The sequence below is a fragment of the Bacteroides sp. HPS0048 genome, assembly GCF_964240755.1.
In the GTDB taxonomy this organism is placed as follows: Bacteria; Bacteroidota; Bacteroidia; order Bacteroidales; family Bacteroidaceae; genus Bacteroides; species Bacteroides nordii.
In genome coordinates, this window is the sequence record NZ_CAXSVC010000027.1 from 44,177 (window position 1) to 64,203 (window position 20,027).

A 20,027-nucleotide genomic window follows, 5' to 3' on the forward strand; every position below is an offset into this window, starting at 1 on the left:
AAAATCAGCACTATGCAGACCGAATTAATTATAGTCAGTGAATATTGTCACAAATGCCATATTGAGCCCTCTTTTATAGAGTTATTACAGGAGGGTGGATTGATTGAAGTACATATCGAAGGTGGCGAACACTATCTGCTTGTGTCACAGCTTCCGGAGGTGGAACGTTATAGTCGTATGTATTATGACCTGTCTATCAATATGGAGGGTATTGATGCCATTCATCATCTATTGGAAAGGATGGAGAGTATGCGTAAAGAAATCAATTCGCTTCAAAGCCAGCTTTTGGTATACAGAAGACATGGCCTGGAAGAAGTAGAATGGTAATGAAAGTTGGAGATTAGTTCCTATATGAACTAAATTTCTGCCGGTTATATAAAACAAAAGCTCCGTCTTATTTGAACGGAGCTTTTGTTTTATATAACCGGAACTCATATTTATGAGTGTGTAAACTGAACGTTTTCAAGCATATCGTCTAAATCCTGTTGGGCAGCTTCATCATTAATCAGCATAACGAACGCATATATTGTTTTCTTTTCAGGAGAGAAATAATAAAGAACAGTTTGCAGTATTTCATAACCTTCTTCATCAGGTGCACCGAAATGCTGCATATTGTCAGTTTTTATAAAATTCAAACCATTGATTGTAAGTGTACTGCGCTTATAATCTTTTGATGGCTCATTTTGGGCATTTCGTGGAATACTGAGAGATAATTTTTTATTGTATTCGTATATTTCGTCTGTATCATATTGTGAAACAGTGATTATAAGGTGATTGGTAGCATTGGTCCAACGTTGTTGAAGTAATATTGTTTCATTATCTTGGCGGGTAGTTTCTGCCGTCTGCCAGTTGGAAGGATAACGAAGCTGTATGCCTGCCTTTTCACTACTGAAGTTTAACCACGTATCTGAGGCGGTAAAAGGAGCGTAAGGTGGTAGTTGATCTTTGCTGGTGATACGTTTGCTTATGGGTTGTTCTTTCTGATTTTCATACTCTTCCGATTCATTGGATTCACCGGTAAGATAAGCTTGTACGAGTCCGTTATCCCATTCGTGACGCAAATCCTGATAGTCGGAGGGAACATTTTTGTTGAGGACCAGAAGTCCTATAAGGTATATCAATAAGATTCCGGCTTCTCCTCCCATCGTATAGTATTTTTGCAACTTTAGTCTCTTTTCGTTGAGTGCCATTACATAGACGAAACCTAAAATGAATCCACTGATTAATCCTCCTATATGGGCGGCATTATCTATACCTTCTTTTAATCCGTATATCAGATTGTAACCAACGAAAATCAATATGCTTGAAAGTAATGCATTACGTTGTGCTTTCTCTATATGATGGAAACAAAGAAATGCCAGAAATATTCCGTATAGACCAAAGATTGCTCCGGAGGCTCCGGCGCTTATTGTTTCGGCATGCCAGAAGAGGCTGGACACTGCGGAGCAAAGTCCTGTTAATAAGTAAGCGGCAAACATACGTCGTGTTCCGAGTATCGGTTCGAGCAGCACACCGATGTAAACCAACGCATACATATTCATCAAAATATGAATGATGCCTATATGTACAAAATTGCAAGTAAGTGTACGCCACCAGCTACCGGTTAGTGTAAGTGGTCCGAAATCGGCTCCCCATTGTAGTAGTTCGAGGGTTTTAGGTTCAAACAGGTTGACACCGGAGAGAGTCATAAGAATAAAAACGAGCACATTAATGCCCAGTAGAATGGGAGTAGCTATAAAACCTTTGTGTGGGAGAAACATCGAATTTCGTTCTTTCTTTTCTTCGTTGACGTCGTCGGATCGGATCAGTTGTTCTTCTTGTTGGTCAGAGTTCATTGCCATGTGATGTGTGATGTTAATTATTATTGCTCAAAAATACGGAATAAACCTGTAAAGTGAAGATTATAGAAGTAATATATTTATTACTTTATGGCAGGGTAGGTTGGGTATGAAAAGGAGGGTGTGTCAATAAAGTAAATTAACCATCATTAAAACGCAGATTAACGCTAATTTACGCAAAGATTAAATTAAATCCGCGGTCATTTGTGTTAATCTGCGTTTCTAAAGTTACATATTGATAACTTTCTCAGACTTTTGCCTCACCTTCCTTATTCTTAAATTGATTGCTGTTTATTTTCTGTAGTAAGCCAAATCGTCTTTATCGAATTTACGAATAAAGTTGATATGTTTTTCTACTTCACTTTCAGCATAACGTACATATACTTGTGCAGATGTTCCGAAAAGTTCAGCGTTCTTTGAAGCATCCTGTACGAGCAAGTGTCCCATAATGATGTGAGCAGCCATTTCTACCAGGCGACGTGCGCAGAAGTCGAGTAATTCCTGGTCTTTAGCCTCTGTAATCTGAGCAACACAAGCGGCGTATTTGCTTGCCATTGTTTTCAGGCGGTTGTGCAAGCCTTCCATTTCGGGAGCTACCGGCATGTTCTCGTACTCTTTGATACGATTGAGGTAGGCACCGGTAGTCACGTAACGGATAGCGGCTACTACCTGCAATTGAGTAGTTCCTTCGTAGATGGAAGTGATACGTGCATCACGATAAATACGTTCGCAGGCATAATCTTTCATAAAGCCCGATCCCCCATGTATCTGGATACAGTCATAAGCATTCTGATTGGCAAATTCACTACCCATACCTTTACCCAGTGGTGTGAAGGCGTCTGCCAGTTTAGCAAAAGTCTTTTGCTCAGCACGTTCTTCCGGAGTCAGTTTACGTTCTTTGGCTATATCGTCCAATGCCTTGTAAACGTCAACGAAGCGGGCAGTCTCGTATAATAGTGTACGTGAAGCGTCCAATTTTGCTTTCATCAATGAAAGGATTTCAGCTACAGCAGGGAATTCGATAATTGCTTTACCGAATTGTTTGCGGTCCTGTGCATAAGCCAGCGCTTCATTGTAAGCAGCCTGTGAGATTCCTACAGACTGGGCAGCGATACCCAGACGTGCACCGTTCATCAGTGCCATTACGTATTTGATAAGACCTAATTTGCGGTCACCACAAAGTTCAGCCTTAGCATTTTTGTATACAAGTTCGCAGGTAGGAGATCCTTTGATACCCATCTTGTTTTCAATACGGCGAACATTCACTCCACCATTACGTTTGTCGTAGATGAACATGGATAAACCACGGCCATCATGTGTTCCTTCTTCCGAGCGAGCCAATACGAGGTGGATGTCGGAATCACCGTTGGTGATAAAACGTTTTACACCGTTCAGATACCAGCATTGGTCTTTTTCGCTGTAGGTTGCTTTTAACATTACAGCCTGCAGGTCGGAACCGGCATCCGGTTCTGTCAGGTCCATAGACATGGTTTCACCTTGGCAAACTCGGGTGATATAACGTTTCTTCTGATCTTCGTTTGCAAATTCATAGATCGTTTCAGCACAATCCTGCAATCCCCAAAGGTTCTCGAAACCGGCATCACTGCGGCTTACGATATCGGCAGCCATGATGTACGGAGTAATTGGAAAATTCAGTCCACCGAAACGGCGTGGCATAGCCATACCCATCAATCCTGCTTTGCGGCAAGCTTCTAGGTTAGCTGCTGTACCATTGGCATATGTTACACGGTTATTGGCACATACCGGACCTTCATGATCAACGTTTTCGGCATTGGGAGCAATGATGTCGCCACAGATTTCACCTACAATTTCGAGCACTTTGTCATAGCTGTCCATTGCATCTTCAAAATCTATCGGAGCATAGTCGAAGTTATCTTTATCAGCGTAATTACGCTCTTTTAGCTCAACAATTCTCTTCATCAGCGGATGGCTGAGATGATGTTTTAATTCGGGAGTATCTAAATAAAAATTGGCCATTTTAATAATAATTTATAATAAGTAATTAGTAGTAAGTATTTAGTAGTTTTAAATCGATGCAGCTATTGATATTACGTTGCCGAAAAGATTTTAGCTACTAACTACCAGATTCTAAATTCCAATTTATTTATGAAGGTAAATGAAAATTAATTGGTAATGTATAGCTGATGCGTTTGGCTTCTCCATCTATCTTGCCGGGAGTCCATGTATGAGTACGGCCGATAGCTTCGACAATGCGCATTGCTTCTTTGTCAAGCAAAGGATCGACACCCGAAATTAATCGGGGAGCCGTCATATGCCCCTTTTCGTCAATCACAATCTGGAGAATAACTTTTCCCTCTGTTTTGGCTCTGACAGCATCAAGCGGGTACGCTAAGTTGTCCTTTAACAGTTTGGCCAGTGCATCTATACCTCCGGGAAATTCCGGTGCTACAAAGTAAGGCTCAAACGGTAATTCGTTGCCATCGGCAGCCAGAAGCTTTCCATCTGTACATTTGTCGTTCAGATATGATTCTTCTCTGCGTAGCTTCCCATCCGGATAGTATCCTACCAATTTTCCTTCCATCTTTCCATCTTTGTAAGTAATAATCAGTTTTGTATTTCCTTCCGGATAATAAGCTATGCTTTGACCTTCCAGACGATTCTCCTTATAGATGTTTACCAGACTGTCTTTGCCATTGGCATACAAAAAAGTGCAGACTCCGTTTCTCACTCTGTTTTTCGGCTCTTTTGTGTAAGCAGAATAGTGACCTATTCCTTTAAGCCTGCCATCAAGTGTGTAGAATTCTACCTTTGTTTGCTTCTTTTTAGCTTTGGAGATCACTGCATATTCTACAGCTTTCTCCTTGTCGGTAGTCCATTGGAAGTGTTTATCCACATAAACTATTTTTTGGGCCGAAAGCGTACTGCTACCTGTAAATAGTAGTACTGCTATGATAGTCAGAAATACACCTTTCATATTACCCCTGTTTTTGGCTATTTGGAATTTTGTTTATAATACTTTATCATCTTCGGCACAACCTCTTCGATAGAACCGTTGATTACATAATCGGCAATCGTATTGATCGGAGCTTCCGGATCGTTATTGATAGAGATAATAATACCGCTTTCCTGCATACCGGCAATGTGCTGGATTTGTCCGGAGATACCGCAAGCGATGTAAAGTTTCGGACGGACTGTCACACCGGTCTGACCAATTTGACGGTCGTGATCGATAAAACCTGCGTCTACTGCAGCACGGCTGGCACCTACCTCAGCATTCAATACTTTTGCAAGATCGAACAATAAGTTGAAGTTCTCTTTAGAACCTACTCCATAGCCACCGGCGATGATGATGGGCGAACCTTTCAGATTGTTTTTAGCTTTTTCTACATGGCGTTCAATCACTTTTACTACATAATCCGTATCAGCAACATATTTTTTTACGTCATGACGGATTACTTCTCCTTTGTAATCAGCAGAAAGAATTGCTTTTTTCATCACACCTTCGCGAACGGTAGCCATTTGCGGACGGTGTTCCGGATTCACAATTGTAGCTACAATGTTACCACCAAAAGCCGGACGAATCTGATACAACAGGTTTTTGTAAGTCTTTCCTTCTTTCTTATCCTCGTGGTCACCGATTTCAAGTGAAGTACAATCGGCAGTAAGTCCGCTGGTCAATGCAGAAGATACACGCGGACCAAGGTCACGACCGATAACGGTAGCACCCATCAGGCAGATTTGCGGCTGCTCTTCTTTAAACAGATTTACCAGGATAGAGGTATGTGGGAGAGAAGTATAAGGATAAAGTCCTTTACCATCAAATATGTGGAGTTTATCTACTCCGTATGGCAGGATTTGTTTTTCAATATCTTTGAGACCGGTTCCGGCAACTACAGCTTCGAGTGCGCAATTCAATTCGTTAGCTAACGAGCGGCCTTTGGTCAGAAGTTCGAGGCTTACGTCTGCGACGATACCTTCTTCTATTTCGCAATATACAAATAAGTTATTCATATCTTTTAAGTTTTGAGTTTTTAGTTTTTTAGTTTCTGAGTTTTTTAGTTTTTAGTTTCTGAGTTTTTTAGTTTCTGAGTTTTTGAGTTTGAGGGATCCCCCTTGATTAACTTAAAAACTTGTCAACTTAAAAACTTATCAACTTATCAACTTAAAAACTTATCAACTTAAAAACTTATCAACTTATCCAATGGTATGGTTAGCTAACAGTTCAACAATCAGATTCTCTACATCATGGTCACTGCCACTGATGGTTTTACTCTCTTTTGCCTGGAACACAATGTTCTGGATGGACTTTACTTTTGTAGGTGAACCGCTAAGACCGCACTGTGCAAGATCTCCGTTCACATCGGCTACACTCCATTCTGCTAAATTCAGGTAGTCACGGTTGTCATACAGCTCGGTGTAATCCAGATTACCCTGCTGTTTTTCAGTTACAGTTTTGGCGTGTTTGTACTTCTGTACGAGTTTCGCATTGCGTGGGCGGCAGGGAGCTGCGCTTCCGTTTACAGTGATCACAATGGGTAACGGACCTTCTACGGTTTCGATACCTCCGTCAATATGACGTTTCACAGTAATGCGTCCATCAGCTACTTTCAGGATTTCTTCGGCATATGTGATCTGAGTCAGACCTAATTTCTCTGCTACTTGCGGGCCTACTTGTGCAGTATCTCCGTCAATGGCCTGACGACCGCCGATGATGATGTCACACTTACCTATTTTCTTGATGGCTGTAGCCAAAGCGTACGATGTAGCCAATGTATCGGCACCGGCAAAAGCACGGTCAGTCAACAAATAACCGTTATCGGCACCACGGAAAAGTCCTTCACGAATAATATCGGCTGCACGGCCCGGTCCCATGGTAAGGATGGTAACGGTTGAGCCTGGATGGGCATCTTTCAATCGGAGAGCTTGCTCAAGAGCATTCAGATCTTCGGGGTTGAAGATGGCAGGGAGTGCCGCACGGTTAATAGTTCCGTCGGCTTTCATGGCATCTTTCCCAACGTTACGTGTGTCGGGAACTTGTTTTGCCAATACAACAATTTTCAAACTCATGCTATTAATTTTAGTATTAGTATTTCTACAAGTTAGTAGCCAGTAGTCAGTAGTAAGAATCTTGCTATCAAACTATCCGGTTAACTATCAGCGTGCAAATTTACGGAAACAGTTGGTTCTGACAAGAAAACCATTAAGAAAATGCACAGGTTTAAAGTTTTTGAGCAAAAGATCAGGAGGGAGAATGTAGATTTCCGCTCTTCATTTTTGTTAAGATTAAGATAGCGAATCCAATATGTTGGGTTCCGCATAAACCACATATCCGGGATATTCCATAGCTTCATCCAACAACAATAAAATAATATTGGCATGTTCTGTCACCCAAATGGCAACAGGATAACCATCTTTCTTTTGTTCAGAGAACAATTTGTCATACAGTTGCCACATCTTATCAGTTTTATCCTCATACGTTGGAGTTGAATAGAGCTTGCAGAAATAATCATAAAGAACATGGTAACTTTGAGTAATGTCGTTATGAAAAAGCCTTACTTCAGCAAATGGGACAGTACCGCTAAGGCCGTATGTGGTCATTAAATCGGGACTGCTATTCAGTACATCTGCATAAGAATACCAGGCTTGAGAATCTTTAGTGATGTCACTCCAATTATAAACCAGAAAATCTTTGTTGTCGGTGATGGAGATATCGAGCTGATGACGGAAAATTGTCTTATTGTCTTTCCATGCAGTCAGGTAAGTTTTATATTCACTGGGATACTTGAAGCAGTGTCCCCACTTCAAGGTCAGATGGCTATCCATCCAATCTTCTCCTTCTTCATGTTCAAACACTCGAAAACTACCATTCAGACCATCTACTGTCCAAACGATTGAATCGCATATAGCAGAAAGTTCACTGGAATTGATTGACTGCGAATTTTTATTATAGAGATAAAAGTTCATCATATCAAAAATGTTTCCTTTCTGTTGCTCGACGGCAAGAAGAGGCATTGGATATTCTGTCACTTTCACCTTTATTGTAGCCGTTTGTCTCGTTTCATGGTCGATGACTACTATGTCAGTTTCGCCTTTCTGTTTGCCTTTAATTTCTATTTTAGCTTTATAACTGCCAAATTCCCAAGTATAAAGGACGTCAATCAGGTCTGAGTTTTTAACATCTAACGTAGTGTTTTCATGGGCAGTCAGGTCTACGACAACACTGCGCCCCTGCATCACTTCGCAGGAGTTTTTAGAGAGTTCCAAATGATACTCAGGATTATTATCATCACTATTTTGGCTACAGCTTGTACTAAAAACAACAAATAGAGATAGTAGTAGACTACCTAATGACAGGCTTAGTTTGTTTTTTGTTCTCATAATTATATGCTCGTATATATAACGGTACAAAGTTAAGAATATCAAATGAAAAAGTCTTGAAGTGATTCAATACTTTCATTCTTTCCGTAATTTTCTTCGTATATGGCTAATGGTTTCGGATGTTAGCCCAGCAGGAAGAGATACTATTTCCTTTAGAGTGGTATATTGTGGTAGATTTGGGCAACGCTGTAACGTAACAAATTGATGTCGTATCGTTTTAAGAATTGAAAGAATTTTTAGCGCGTATTTCAGTCTGCATCTTCTTCCATGGTTTCAATCAAAAAACTAACCGGACGAAAGCCGTCATTGCACGATATCATGGCAGACTTTTCATTTTTCATCCAGCCATTGTATAAATTGCTGCCGCCATGTGCTAAAGTCATCACAAAAGGTGACATACTCTCCCAGGCACTATCACACATCTCTTTGGGTTTCTCCCAACCATTGGCTATAAAAACTTGTCCCTCTTTCATATCACAAGCATGTTCCATAGGATTTTCATACTTCTCCATCAAATCTTGATAACAAGCTATTCGCATAACGGTAATCTTACATTTTTTCATAATTATATTATTTGGGGAGGTTAAAGTGGTATTATAAGCTTATTCCAAATACAAAATATACCTGGTTTTCGTGTGGATTTACTATGAACTTGCCAGAGATAGGAAGTGAGAAGCTCTTGGTGAATTTTAGTTCTTTGGTAGCTGATAAACCTATATTGACCACATTAAACTTATCAGCGTACATACCCTCCCAGGGAGTGAATCCGGCTTCGATGGCAAGGTCAACTCCCTTTACATTAAAAGGGTAGGAGAGTTCGCAATAACTGGACCATGCCCGTTTATCGTTTTCACGATAATCATTACCGGCAAAAGTAGTGTACCAGGCAGCAGTCAGAGGAAATCTTTCACTGATAGTATATGCTGCTCCAAATTCAAACGTATGGCCACTGCTGTGTGCCGAATAGTTGAAATAGTCAAAGGGCTCTTCTTCGCTTTGTTCGAAATAATTGGTAACGCTCAGAGTGAATCCTTTAAATTCGTATTCTAATGTAAGGTCTATCTCGTTGTTTTCATTGCGAAATTCAGTAGATCCCCATGCCGAAAGAGTGAAATCTCCCAGACTTACTCCTAAGGTAGGCTGTACGGAGGCATTACCGCATTTCATACCTCGCCATATATAATTGCTAACGAAGTCGGCATTGACAAAAACTTCTTGTGCCTGCATTATGAAAGGGCAAAGGAGTAATAATATAAATATGATTCGTTTTTTCATCCTGTTGGTTGTTTTTTTAAGTTGCAAAGATAATGCAAAGATTGATTGGATAAAAAAGATTCTTTTACTTCATTTTAAACTTAGTATTTTAACTACTATTTAAAATGCATATTAACGGTGTATTAAAATGCATAGTTTGGACTAATAAAGTACGTACTTTTTTATCCCTTGATTATCAGGTGTTTCTGGACTTTATAAAAAGAAAAAACGGCAACCCGCAAAATTGTTTATGCGGGTACACCGTTCTTATATTGTTACTCTCTGCAAAATTGCAGAAATTTCCCGTTTGCGTATCATCTTTGATAGGAATACCTACATTCCGGTAGGTGAAAGCTATAAAGAGCGTTTTACGGAGTATATTGAAAAACTAATGTAGTTCTTATTTGATACCTAACTTTTTCGCAATTTCTTTAGGAAGAGCATCTTTGTGCACCAGAATATTCATTGTCTTGTAAGCAACGAATGCTTTGGAAGCATACCATATTCCGTCGTATTTACCGCTTGGGCCCCAAGAGTTCTTTACCATAAAGTACTCTTTGCCATTCTGATCTTTGGCAATACCGTAGATTACCATACCATGGTCATCTGTTGTTTCCCAGTTATCAAATGCTTGTTGACGCATCTCCTGAGTTACATTCATTTCCGGCAAAGGACGTGCAGTCAGTTCCTTACGCTTATCGGCGGCAGTAAGTCCTGTCCAGCGAGCCATATCAGAACCTGTCAGCTCGGCACCTTTTGCTGCATCCGGCATAACGGCGATACCATCGCGGGTAAAACCTTGTTCACTTACATCACTTCCCCATGCAAAAGTATACCCTTTCTTTACTGCATTATCCATTACTGCCATAAATTCATCCAACGGAAGATTCCATGATAAACCATTGCGCCAATTGTCCTGAATTTCAATAGAGAACTGGCTATAGAAAGGATGGTGTGTGTATGAAGTCAAAGATACATAGTCATCCGGATTTATACCTAATGATTGTGCAAAAGTTTGCGGAGTGTATTCCTTTCCTTTATAAGTGAATTTTTCCGGACACTGTCCCAGGTATGTATCATAGATGGCACTGATACCTTTTTGCCATACCGGAGTCAGTTTGGTTAGTTTTCCCTTGGCAATAGCATCTACATAAGCACCTGCTACGGCATCCAGCTCATTGTGTACCGGCAGTGAGTCGCCATACATAATTCCCGGCATAGCTTCTTGTGGTACAAGGCCGTAATTCTTCAGACAGTACATGATATCATAGAAACTGCCGCCTGGTGAAAAAGAACTGTCACCATGATAGCGAACATAATTGCGTGCACGGTCTACCATTGTATGATGAACCACGAACATTTCAGAGAAATCATATTCTCCTTTGCCCATCCGGAGCAATTCTGATTCAAGAAAACCAAGGGCAGAGAAGCTCCAACACGTACTCGAACGGTTTTGATTTTTGATAGATGTAATCGGATTTTCTTTAACTGTAGTGAAAACGAAGCCTTCTTCTTTTGTGTCCTGAGCTTTCATGCTCATACTGCAAATACAGAGTGCTGCCGCAACAAGAATTGTCTTTTTCATTATTATGTTGTTTTTATTATATTTATGCGACAAAGATACATGAATAACTTTGAAAATGGAAATAATTATTGCAGTTTTGCCCGGTATTGGTGTTCTGATCTTGTTGGGGAGATACATTAATTTCATTAGATTCATTGCCGAATCTTGTTCATTTGTTATTTTTGATCGAGAAGCAAATATAAATTGCACTTTGGCATAAAAAAATGAATGAGTTCATTTTATTCTGCTTCCGGTTTGCATTATCTTTGCAAAAAGAAAAGAACTATGACTCTTGACAATCAGACCGGACTGGTGCTTGAAGGTGGAGGTATGCGAGGAGTATTTACTTGTGGCGTACTTGACTATCTGATGGATCGTGATATTCGTTTTCCATATACAATCGGTGTTTCTGCCGGAGCATGTAATGGGCTCTCTTATATGTCTCGTCAGCGTGGACGTGCAAAATACAGTAACATCGATCTGTTGGAGAAGTACCATTACATTGGTCTGCGCCATTTACTCAAGAAACGAAATATTATGGATTTTGATCTTTTGTTTACTGAGTTTCCCGAGCATATCCTGCCCTATGATTATGATGCTTACTTTTCTTCTCCCGAACGTTTTGTGATGGTGACTACAAATTGCCTGACCGGAGAAGCTAATTATTTTGAAGAGAAAAGCGATAAGAATCGGGTGATTGATATTGTAAGAGCTTCAAGTAGTTTGCCATTTGTTTGCCCGATAGCCTATGTAGATAGTGTTCCGATGTTAGATGGTGGTATTGTTGATAGCATTCCTTTGCAACGTGCTATTACGGATGGATACCTTAACAATGTAGTGGTTTTAACTCGTAATCGTGGTTACCGAAAAGAGAATAAAGATATTAAAATCCCCTCATTTGTTTATCGTAAATATCCCAAAATGCGTGAAGCCCTGAGTTGCCGTTGTGCTGTTTATAATGCACAGCTCGAAATGGTGGAACGTATGGAGGATGAAGGACGGATAACTGTTATCCGTCCCGTTAAACCTGTGTTGGTAGATCGCATTGAAAAAGACATTCACAAACTGACCGAATTCTATGAAGAAGGTTATGCCTGTGCCAAACGCATATTTGAGGATATTACCTTTTAATAAACTAACCGGTAACTCAAAATGAACGATTAGGCGATTATTATGGAGTATCCTCCCCGGAACGTTTCGCCTGCTGCCAGGTGTTGCATCCAGTCCTTGTCTTTGTATTCTCCGGTGTGGTGTGCACGGTCGCAGCGGCCATACCATGGTTCGATACAAACAAATGGTGCATTCTTAGTTGGTGGTGACCAAAGACCTACTACTGGAGCTGTGAAGCGCAGACTCAGATAAGGTTTCTTTTCTTTGGTACAGAGAATTACTTCTTTTATCTGGCTATTTTCTATTATCAGAGCATCTTTGTCAAAGGTATGTGTGTCTATTGGCAGTAGTCCGTCTGACGGGAGCTCCAACAAATACTCTTTATTAGGGTCTGCACAACCTTTTTCGGAGATAAGAATGTATTTTATTCCTTCCTTTTTATCAAATTCAAAGAATCCGCGTTCGGCATTGGACTCGTTAAATTCCGGAAAATAGAATGCCGGATGAGCGCCTATCTGGAAGTACATTTCTTTATCTCCCGTATTTTTCACCGTCCATAATACGTCAATTTGTTTTCTTTGTATACGATATCCTATTTCGAGGCAGAAAGGGAAAGGATATTTCTTTCGGGTCTCTTCATTATCTATTAGTCGGTAACGTACTTCGTCAGGTTGTTCAAGTATGAGTTCGAAATCCATGTCGCGGGCAAATCCATGTTGGGTAAGATGATAAGTTACACCTTCGTGGTGATATTCATTATCCCATACGCTACCTACGATGGGAAATAACACGGGAGAATGACGTTTCCAAAAGGCAGGGTCAGCTTGCCATAGATATTCTTTTCCGTTAGAGATAATGCTACATAATTCGGCTCCGTGAGAGGATACCTGAATGGAAAGTTGTGAGTTGGATATTGTTTTCATGATTATCCGATCTTTATTATATTAATGCTATCTGTTATTTATCCTTCAAATGTAGCATATTTATTATTTAATCTGATAATCTCTATTGCATATTCTGTATAATAACTGATTGGAATTATTTTAGTATATATATTCTGTTCGTACTTTTGTTAAAGTATTGCCGGAACTAGTTTGTATTTTATATCTTTTATTGGTTGGTTACTTCCCATGAATTATAAATTCTACCTTTTAACTTTAAAAGTGCTTTGTTTACGGCTCCATGTATCAATATTGATATAGTATGAAACAAATATGGCATGTTATTTTATGTTTTCCGCAATATCTTTGCCATAGGATTTCTACTAAGAACAACTTTATTTTTTTATTTCTTAAATTTTAATATTATGAATGAGGGTAAACATGTATTTCAGAATTGCATAATCTTTGCACTTCTTTTTCTGCATTTTATTAATAGCGAAACAATTTTGAAAATAGGCAGTAGGACTGCCTGGTAACTGTTTTGAAGTAAAGTGTATCTATTTTCAGGTATTGATGAAACCTCTCTTTCCTTCCTGAGAAAATAAGAGAGTGAGTATTTCGTTCTGATGGATAACTTATACTTTTATTCTTAGAAACGATATTTTTTATTAATGTGTATTTTAAATCTATCAAAAAACATGAAGAGACTTATCTTTAGAACAAAGCGAAGCATGGTAATCTTTCTTATGTTACTTTTCCCTATTTTATCTATTGCACAGGTTGTGACAGGGAAGGTAATACTATTTGAGGATAAAGAAGCTTTGCCGGGTGTTAACGTTCTCGAAAAGGGAACGACAAATGGTACTATAACTGATATTGATGGAAACTTTTCTATTCATTTAAAGAGCCCGAATTCTACATTGGTTTTTTCAATGGTCGGGATGATTAAACAAGAGAAACGGGTTAATGCGGGTGATAAAGTAGATATCGTATTACAACCAGATCATTATCAGTTGGATCAGATTGTTGTAACGGGCTATTCTACTCAGAAGAAATCAGATCTGACAGGTTCTGTAACAGTTGTTTCGGTTGATGATATGATGAAATCTGCGGAGAACAATCCTTTAAAGGGTTTACAAGGACGTGTACCGGGTATGGAAATTACTGCAAATGGTAACCCAAGTGGAGCTGCTACCGTTCGTATCAGAGGTATTGGTACATTAAATAATAATGATCCTCTATTTGTTATTGACGGTGTGCCTACCCGTGGTGGAATGCATGAATTGAACTCAAATGATATTGAGAATATTCAGGTATTGAAGGATGCTTCCGCAGCGAGTATTTATGGTTCCCGCGCAGCTAACGGGGTCATTATTGTTACGACCAAGAAAGGAAAAGAGGGTAAAATTAAACTGAATTTCGATGCCTATGTTACCCAGACTTTTTATAATAATAAGCTGGAAGTAATGAATGCGAAAGAGTACGGACAGGCATTGTGGCAGGCTACGGTAAATAGTTCAGAAGATCCCAATAAAAATAACATTGGATATACTTACAAATGGGGATACGATGATAACGGAGAAGCTGCCTTATATGATATGTACTTACCAAAGTATTTGGATACGGATAAAACAATGCTTACTTCTGATACGGATTGGTTTGATGCGGTGTCTCAAAAAGGATTATTGCAATCATATAATCTTTCGGTGAGTAATGGAAGTGAAAGAGGGGATTACTTTTTCTCCCTGGGGTATCTGAGCAATGATGGTACATTGAAGTATACTTCTTTTGATCGTTTTTCAGCTCGTATGAATGCATCTTACCATATTATTAAAGATGTGTTGACTATTGGCGAAAACTTTTCTGTAAATCGTACATCAGAAGTACAGATTCCGGATGATAATATTTTGGACATGGCATTGAAAGCATTGCCTCTGATTCCTTTACATACAGTAGACGGCAAAGGTTGGGGAGGTCCTACAACCGGTATGAATGACCGTCATAATCCTGCTCGTCTATTGTATGATAATAAAGATAATAAATATGCATACTGGCGCTTGTTTGGTAATGCTTATATTAATCTGCAACCCCTGAAAGGATTGAATCTCCGGAGTAGTTTCGGACTTGATTATACAAATTATTATAAGCGTAACATGGTGCATAGTTATAAAACTGGTACGTTGAATAATGATTTGAGTTCTGTTACTTTGGGGGGAACTTATACAACTAAATGGACCTGGAGTAATACGGCCAGTTATGCAAAACAAATAGGTGTACATAATTTTGATGTATTGGCAGGTTTGGAGATGTATAAAGAGGAGCAGATTAATTTCTCGGCATATAAAGATGGTTTTCTAGTAGAAACTCCGGAACAGATGTGGCCTGATATGGGAATTGGAACATCCAAAGTGACAGGTGGCGCTACCAGTTATGCTTTATTATCTTATTTTGGTAAAGCCAATTACGCATATGATAATCGTTATCTTGCTTCTGTAACACTTCGTTATGATGGCTCTTCACGTTTCGGAAAAAATAATCGTTTCGGTACTTTCCCGGCATTCTCTCTGGGTTATCGAATCAGTGAGGAAGCATATATGGAGAAAACAAGAGATTGGTTGTCTGATTTGAAATTACGCTTCGGATGGGGACAAACAGGTAATCAGGAAACGGCCAATACTGCTGTACATACACTTTATGTTACTGACTATGGTATGGGAGATCCTACCTGGACTTCTTTGAATGGTACTTCTTATGATTTAACAGGAAAAGGCGGTACTTCACTTCCTTCCGGTTATAAGAAAGTGCAGCAAGGTAATCCTGATTTGAAATGGGAGACAACGACTCAAACCAATATTGGTCTCGATTTTGGCTTCTTTGATCAGAAGTTATATGGTACTGCTGAATATTATATCAAGAAAACAAAAGACATTCTGGTACAACCCCCTTATTTAGGTATCATAGGTGAAGGAGGTTATTGCTGGTACAATGGTGCTTCAATGGAAAACAAAGGTTTTGAAGTGAGCTTAGGTTATCGTGATCAAACACCTTTCGGACTCTCTTATGACATTTCCGGTAATATATCCGGCTATCGTAATAAAGTGACCAAGTTGCCGTCCGATGTTGAAAACTCTTATGGCGGAAACGGTAAGGGAGATAATATTCTGGGACGCCCCATCAATTCGTTTTATGGTTATATTGCTGATGGATTATTCCGCACAGAAGAAGATATTGCCGACCATGCAACACAAAATGGAGGAGAAGATTTGGGACGTATTCGTTATCGTGACTTGAATGATGATGGAAAAATCGATGATGATGATCGCACTTGGATTGGCTCACCTCATCCTGATTTTATGTATGGTTTGAACATTGAACTGAGTTACAAGAACTTTGATTTAAGTGCATTCTTTTATGGAGTAAATGGCATTGATGTGAATACGTATGCAGTAAAAAGCGAGACTGACTTCTGGAGTATCAATGATGTTCGTTCCAATAAAGGTACACGTTTATTAAATGCCTGGAGTCCCAGTAACCCAAATTCGGATATTCCTGCTATCACGGCTTTAAATGAGAATGATGAAGGGCGTTTATCCACCTATTTTATAGAGAATGGTTCTTTCCTGAAATTACGTAATTTACAATTAGGATATACTCTACCACGTAAAATCAGTGAGAAAGCATTTATTGAAAAATTCCGTATCTACGTTAGTGGACAGAATCTGTTTACTATTAAAAGTAAGAACTTCTCCGGAGTAGATCCGGAAAATGCAGGATTCGGTTATCCGATACCGACCACGTTTACCGTAGGAGTGAATATTGGTTTTTGAGTTTCAAATATTATGCGAAAATAAACTAACAGAAACATGAAAAAGATAAAATATATATTGGGTTTTATGGGAGCTGCATTAATGTTTACAGCTTGTTCCGATTTTCTGGATGTAGCTACCCAAAATGGCTTGGATCCGGATCAGGCAAATGATGCAGAGAGATTTTGTAACGCTGCTTATGCTTCATTAATGAATCAACGTGATGTGAAATTATGGGCCTGGGGTGATGTCCGTTCTGATGATGCATATAAAGGAGGCGGTGGGACAAATGATGGCTATACAGAGCATTGTTATGAGACAGGTACACATATTGTGACTACTTTTGGTGAACCGGATGGATACTGGTTTGTGCAGTATTGTGGTATTTCCCGTGTCAATTCGGCTCTTAATGCATTGAATATTGTATCAGAAAAAGAATTTCCGAATAAGGTGACCCGACAGGCAGAAATGCGTTTTTTAAGAGGACACTTTTATTTCTTATTGAAAATACTTTTCAAGAATATCCCTTTTGTTGATGAGACGGTCCCCGAACATCAATATCAGTTCATATCTAATGTAGAATTGACAGATGTTGAGATGTGGGATAAAATTATTGCAGATTTTAAGTTTGCTTTTGATAATCTGCCGGAGAAGCAGGCTGATTTGGGAAGAGCTAATAAATATGCCGCTGCTGCTTATCTGGCTAAGGCCTATTTATATAAAGCTTATCGTCAGAATGAAAAATATGAAGTAACTTCAATTGACGTTGATGATTTGGAAGAAGTAGTAAAATATACCGGAGAAGTCTTGAAGTCAAATTACGGTTTGGAAACAGATTTCGCTTACAATTTTATGCCAGAATTTGAGAATGGGAAAGAGAGTATTTTTGCCATTCAATTCTCTAAAGATGATGGTACAATGTTTGGTAACCTGAATTTTGCAGACTTTCTTTCTGTTCCGCAGGGATTGGGATGTTGTGATTTCCATAAGCCGAGCCAGAATCTGGTAAATGCGTTTAAGACAAGTAAAGGACTGCCGATGTTTAAGGTAAACAACGGTGTATATTCGGAGAATTATGATATAGCCAATTATTCGAAAAGTAAAGCGGCTGATCCTCGTTTATTCAGCACGGTAGCAATGGATGGTTTTCCTTACAAATACAATGAGGATCTTCTTTTCCAGAATTCGTGGAATCGTAACCCGGAAGTATACGGTAATTATGCTTCATTGAAAGAGAATGTAGACCCTTCCTGTGATTGTTTTGTTAACCTTTCTCCGTATTATGCCAATTCGATGAATAAAATTCTCATTCGTTTTGCCGATGTTTTATTGATAAGAGCTGAAGCTTTGATTGAATTAAACCGTGAACCGGAAGCGTTACCTTTAATAAATCAGGTTCGTCAACGTGCACAGGACAGTGCGAATGGGATGGTAAATTATAGTGATCCGGATTTGAAGCCGGTTATGGAAGTTGCACTTTATGAGGATGGAAACAATTGCACCTGGAATCAAGACTTTGCACGCTATGCTTTGAGATGGGAACGCCGTCTGGAATTTGCAATGGAAAATATGCGCTTCTTTGATTTGGTTCGTTGGGGGATTTGCAGTGAAACGATGAATAAGTATTTTCAATCGGAAAAAGCAAGACGTTCCTATCTGAAGGAGGCCGTATTTACAAAAAATAAAAATGAATATGTTCCTATACCTCAACAGCAAATAGGTTATAGTAAAGATTTATACAAGCAGAATTACGGATGGAAATAATCTTAAATAGACAATTCATGAAAAAGTATTTTAGTTTAATAATGATAATGTTGTCTGTATCTTGCCTGTTTCTGACAGCTTGTGATGACGACAAACGTGATTCATTGGATTTCTCACAAGACGTGAATATTCATGAGTTTACAATAAATGGGGTACAAGGAGTTATCGATAATGAAACCATGATGATCAAGGTAATGCTTCCGCCTAAGTCGGATGTTACTTCATTAGTGCCTGATATTAAGGTTGCAGATAACGCTGTTATAACTCCGGGTAGTGGCGAATCACAGAACTTCTCCGGAAATGTGGAATATAAAGTGACAAACGGTAATTTATATAATACTTATAAAGTATCGGTTGAAGTATTGAATGCTAAAATTACTAAGTTTATACTCAATGGTAGATATGTCGGCACAATCGATCCTGTTAATAATAAGATTAGTGTAACGGTTCCTACCACTATTGATATCACGAAACTGATTCCTACAATCGAATATACAGAGGGAGCTACTATCTCTCCGGAAAATTCGAAAATACAAGATTTCACTAACCCTGTGGTTTATACACTTACTTATATGAATGAAACTTTTACTTATGAGGTTTCTGTAATACAAAGTGATCATACCTATGCATTCCTGGGTACGGCCGAAACCATTGACGGACTGACTAATGCTGATGAAAAGACTGCGGCAGAATGGATGATGGAAAATATTCCGAACAGTAAATATGTATCATTGGAGTCATTGAAAGATGGCGCTGCTTCACTCAATCAGTTTACGGCGGTATGGTTCCATTATGAACAAGCGAATACACTGCCGGTTATTGCTGCTAATAAGAATGTGACAAATGTAATTAAGGGATATTACAGCAATGGTGGTAATATTTTCCTTTCCGGAACAGCTTGTCTCTATACGGGAAGTCTGGGTATCACCCCTGCTGCATATACTCCAAACAATGCTTTTGGCAGTTTTGGTGATGCCGGGCAGGTGAATGCTCCCGGTGAACTTTGGGGTATTGCTATTACCGGTTGTGAAGAGCATCCTATTTATAAAGGAGTGACAATTGATAAAACCACTCAATCGTGGCCGGTAGTTTGGCTTGTTGGAAAAGAGATATCCTGGAGAAGAAATATCGGATGTCCGTGGGATCTTGTTGCCCCTTATACACAAGACTGGGCAGATTGGGCATCAAAGACGGGTGGTACACCATTGGCTTCTTTCAATTGGGATGATGATTGTAATGAAAAAGTTGCTGTTTCTGTATTTGATGGTATCGAAGGCGGAAAAGGAACTGCTGTTTGTGTCGGAGCCCCGTCTTATGATTGGTATTATGAGAAAGAAAATGTGTCGTCAAATTCTTACTATTCTAATATAGAAAAGATGACATTGAATATTTTCAACTATCTCACTAAATAAATGGTGTAAAATGATACATCGTTGCTTGTCAACGATGT

15 protein-coding genes and 1 pseudogene are annotated in these 20,027 nt (G+C 39.2%); 6 read left to right on the forward strand and 10 right to left on the reverse strand.

The features are described 5' to 3' along the window. Positions 1–12: 12 nt before the first annotated feature. Positions 13–327 (forward strand): chaperone modulator CbpM, encoded by a 315-nt coding sequence (locus tag ACESQI_RS18110; protein ID WP_007486130.1) that lies wholly within the window; start codon positions 13–15, stop codon positions 325–327. A gap of 110 nt (positions 328–437) precedes the next feature. Here the strand turns inward: ACESQI_RS18110 and ACESQI_RS18115 are convergent, their stop codons facing one another. The 8 genes from ACESQI_RS18115 to ACESQI_RS18150 all read right to left on the reverse strand — a co-directional run bounded on the left by ACESQI_RS18115 (position 438) and on the right by ACESQI_RS18150 (position 9,473). Next, positions 438–1,841 (reverse strand): rhomboid family intramembrane serine protease, encoded by a 1,404-nt coding sequence (locus tag ACESQI_RS18115; protein WP_373126655.1) that lies wholly within the window; start codon positions 1,839–1,841, stop codon positions 438–440. A gap of 288 nt (positions 1,842–2,129) precedes the next feature. Continuing rightward, positions 2,130–3,836, reverse strand: a complete 1,707-nt coding sequence (locus tag ACESQI_RS18120; protein WP_002560944.1) for an acyl-CoA dehydrogenase family protein — start codon at positions 3,834–3,836, stop codon at positions 2,130–2,132. Positions 3,837–3,963: 127 nt separating this feature from the next. Further along, positions 3,964–4,794, reverse strand: coding sequence for an energy transducer TonB (locus ACESQI_RS18125; protein ID WP_256142966.1), 831 nt, complete (start codon positions 4,792–4,794; stop codon positions 3,964–3,966). A 17-nt stretch (positions 4,795–4,811) separates the two neighbouring features. Next, positions 4,812–5,831, reverse strand: coding sequence for an electron transfer flavoprotein subunit alpha/FixB family protein (locus ACESQI_RS18130; RefSeq protein ID WP_002560946.1), 1,020 nt, complete (start codon positions 5,829–5,831; stop codon positions 4,812–4,814). Positions 5,832–6,014: 183 nt separating this feature from the next. Next, on the reverse strand, positions 6,015–6,887 hold the full coding sequence (locus tag ACESQI_RS18135) for an electron transfer flavoprotein beta subunit/FixA family protein (RefSeq protein WP_373126658.1): 873 nt from the start codon (positions 6,885–6,887) through the stop codon (positions 6,015–6,017). 216 nt (positions 6,888–7,103) lie between these two features. Beyond that, entirely contained in the window at positions 7,104–8,198 is a 1,095-nt protein-coding gene (locus tag ACESQI_RS18140; RefSeq protein ID WP_373126660.1) for a hypothetical protein, read from the reverse strand. Between the two features lie 248 nt (positions 8,199–8,446). Further along, positions 8,447–8,761: a TIGR04076 family protein gene (locus ACESQI_RS18145; protein WP_278511436.1), complete on the reverse strand. Its 315-nt coding sequence runs from the start codon at positions 8,759–8,761 to the stop codon at positions 8,447–8,449. A gap of 31 nt (positions 8,762–8,792) precedes the next feature. Then, on the reverse strand, positions 8,793–9,473 hold the full coding sequence (locus ACESQI_RS18150) for a transporter (RefSeq protein WP_002560950.1): 681 nt from the start codon (positions 9,471–9,473) through the stop codon (positions 8,793–8,795). A gap of 214 nt (positions 9,474–9,687) precedes the next feature. On the opposite strand from ACESQI_RS18150, the pseudogene ACESQI_RS18155 reads away from it, so the two are divergent. Further along, positions 9,688–9,849, forward strand: a pseudogene (locus tag ACESQI_RS18155) (LytTR family transcriptional regulator DNA-binding domain-containing protein); the annotation flags it as partial. A 3-nt stretch (positions 9,850–9,852) separates the two neighbouring features. Here ACESQI_RS18155 and ACESQI_RS18160 read toward each other — a convergent pair. Next, the gene (locus ACESQI_RS18160) at positions 9,853–11,037 is read right to left on the reverse strand and encodes an aminopeptidase C (RefSeq protein ID WP_002560952.1); all 1,185 of its coding nucleotides are present in this window, start codon (positions 11,035–11,037) and stop codon (positions 9,853–9,855) included. Positions 11,038–11,301: 264 nt separating this feature from the next. On the opposite strand from ACESQI_RS18160, the gene ACESQI_RS18165 reads away from it, so the two are divergent. Beyond that, entirely contained in the window at positions 11,302–12,147 is an 846-nt protein-coding gene (locus ACESQI_RS18165; protein ID WP_278511446.1) for a patatin family protein, read from the forward strand. A 29-nt stretch (positions 12,148–12,176) separates the two neighbouring features. Here ACESQI_RS18165 and ACESQI_RS18170 read toward each other — a convergent pair whose 3' ends face one another. Beyond that, positions 12,177–13,049, reverse strand: a complete 873-nt coding sequence (locus tag ACESQI_RS18170; RefSeq protein ID WP_373126662.1) for an aldose 1-epimerase family protein — start codon at positions 13,047–13,049, stop codon at positions 12,177–12,179. Positions 13,050–13,705: 656 nt separating this feature from the next. Here ACESQI_RS18170 and ACESQI_RS18175 point away from each other — a divergent pair. From ACESQI_RS18175 to ACESQI_RS18185, 3 genes are read left to right on the forward strand one after another with little or no spacing between them, the layout of a single operon-like run. Then, positions 13,706–16,834, forward strand: a complete 3,129-nt coding sequence (locus ACESQI_RS18175; RefSeq protein WP_373126664.1) for a SusC/RagA family TonB-linked outer membrane protein — start codon at positions 13,706–13,708, stop codon at positions 16,832–16,834. Between the two features lie 36 nt (positions 16,835–16,870). Further along, positions 16,871–18,577: a RagB/SusD family nutrient uptake outer membrane protein gene (locus tag ACESQI_RS18180; protein ID WP_373126665.1), complete on the forward strand. Its 1,707-nt coding sequence runs from the start codon at positions 16,871–16,873 to the stop codon at positions 18,575–18,577. Between the two features lie 17 nt (positions 18,578–18,594). Then, positions 18,595–19,989: a DUF4960 domain-containing protein gene (locus tag ACESQI_RS18185; RefSeq protein WP_373126666.1), complete on the forward strand. Its 1,395-nt coding sequence runs from the start codon at positions 18,595–18,597 to the stop codon at positions 19,987–19,989. Positions 19,990–20,027: the final 38 nt, after the last annotated feature.

Excerpts from the sequence above, each read along its gene's own strand:
- ACESQI_RS18110 (WP_007486130.1), top strand. The coding sequence starts at position 13 with ATGCAGACCGAATTAATTATAGTCAGTGAATATTGTCACAAATGCCAT.
- ACESQI_RS18115 (WP_373126655.1), bottom strand. The coding sequence starts at position 1,841 with ATGGCAATGAACTCTGACCAACAAGAAGAACAACTGATCCGATCCGAC.
- ACESQI_RS18120 (WP_002560944.1), bottom strand. The coding sequence starts at position 3,836 with ATGGCCAATTTTTATTTAGATACTCCCGAATTAAAACATCATCTCAGC.
- ACESQI_RS18125 (WP_256142966.1), bottom strand. The coding sequence starts at position 4,794 with ATGAAAGGTGTATTTCTGACTATCATAGCAGTACTACTATTTACAGGT.
- ACESQI_RS18130 (WP_002560946.1), bottom strand. The coding sequence starts at position 5,831 with ATGAATAACTTATTTGTATATTGCGAAATAGAAGAAGGTATCGTCGCA.
- ACESQI_RS18135 (WP_373126658.1), bottom strand. The coding sequence starts at position 6,887 with ATGAGTTTGAAAATTGTTGTATTGGCAAAACAAGTTCCCGACACACGT.
- ACESQI_RS18140 (WP_373126660.1), bottom strand. The coding sequence starts at position 8,198 with ATGAGAACAAAAAACAAACTAAGCCTGTCATTAGGTAGTCTACTACTA.
- ACESQI_RS18145 (WP_278511436.1), bottom strand. The coding sequence starts at position 8,761 with ATGAAAAAATGTAAGATTACCGTTATGCGAATAGCTTGTTATCAAGAT.
- ACESQI_RS18150 (WP_002560950.1), bottom strand. The coding sequence starts at position 9,473 with ATGAAAAAACGAATCATATTTATATTATTACTCCTTTGCCCTTTCATA.
- ACESQI_RS18160 (WP_002560952.1), bottom strand. The coding sequence starts at position 11,037 with ATGAAAAAGACAATTCTTGTTGCGGCAGCACTCTGTATTTGCAGTATG.
- ACESQI_RS18165 (WP_278511446.1), top strand. The coding sequence starts at position 11,302 with ATGACTCTTGACAATCAGACCGGACTGGTGCTTGAAGGTGGAGGTATG.
- ACESQI_RS18170 (WP_373126662.1), bottom strand. The coding sequence starts at position 13,049 with ATGAAAACAATATCCAACTCACAACTTTCCATTCAGGTATCCTCTCAC.
- ACESQI_RS18175 (WP_373126664.1), top strand. The coding sequence starts at position 13,706 with ATGAAGAGACTTATCTTTAGAACAAAGCGAAGCATGGTAATCTTTCTT.
- ACESQI_RS18180 (WP_373126665.1), top strand. The coding sequence starts at position 16,871 with ATGAAAAAGATAAAATATATATTGGGTTTTATGGGAGCTGCATTAATG.
- ACESQI_RS18185 (WP_373126666.1), top strand. The coding sequence starts at position 18,595 with ATGAAAAAGTATTTTAGTTTAATAATGATAATGTTGTCTGTATCTTGC.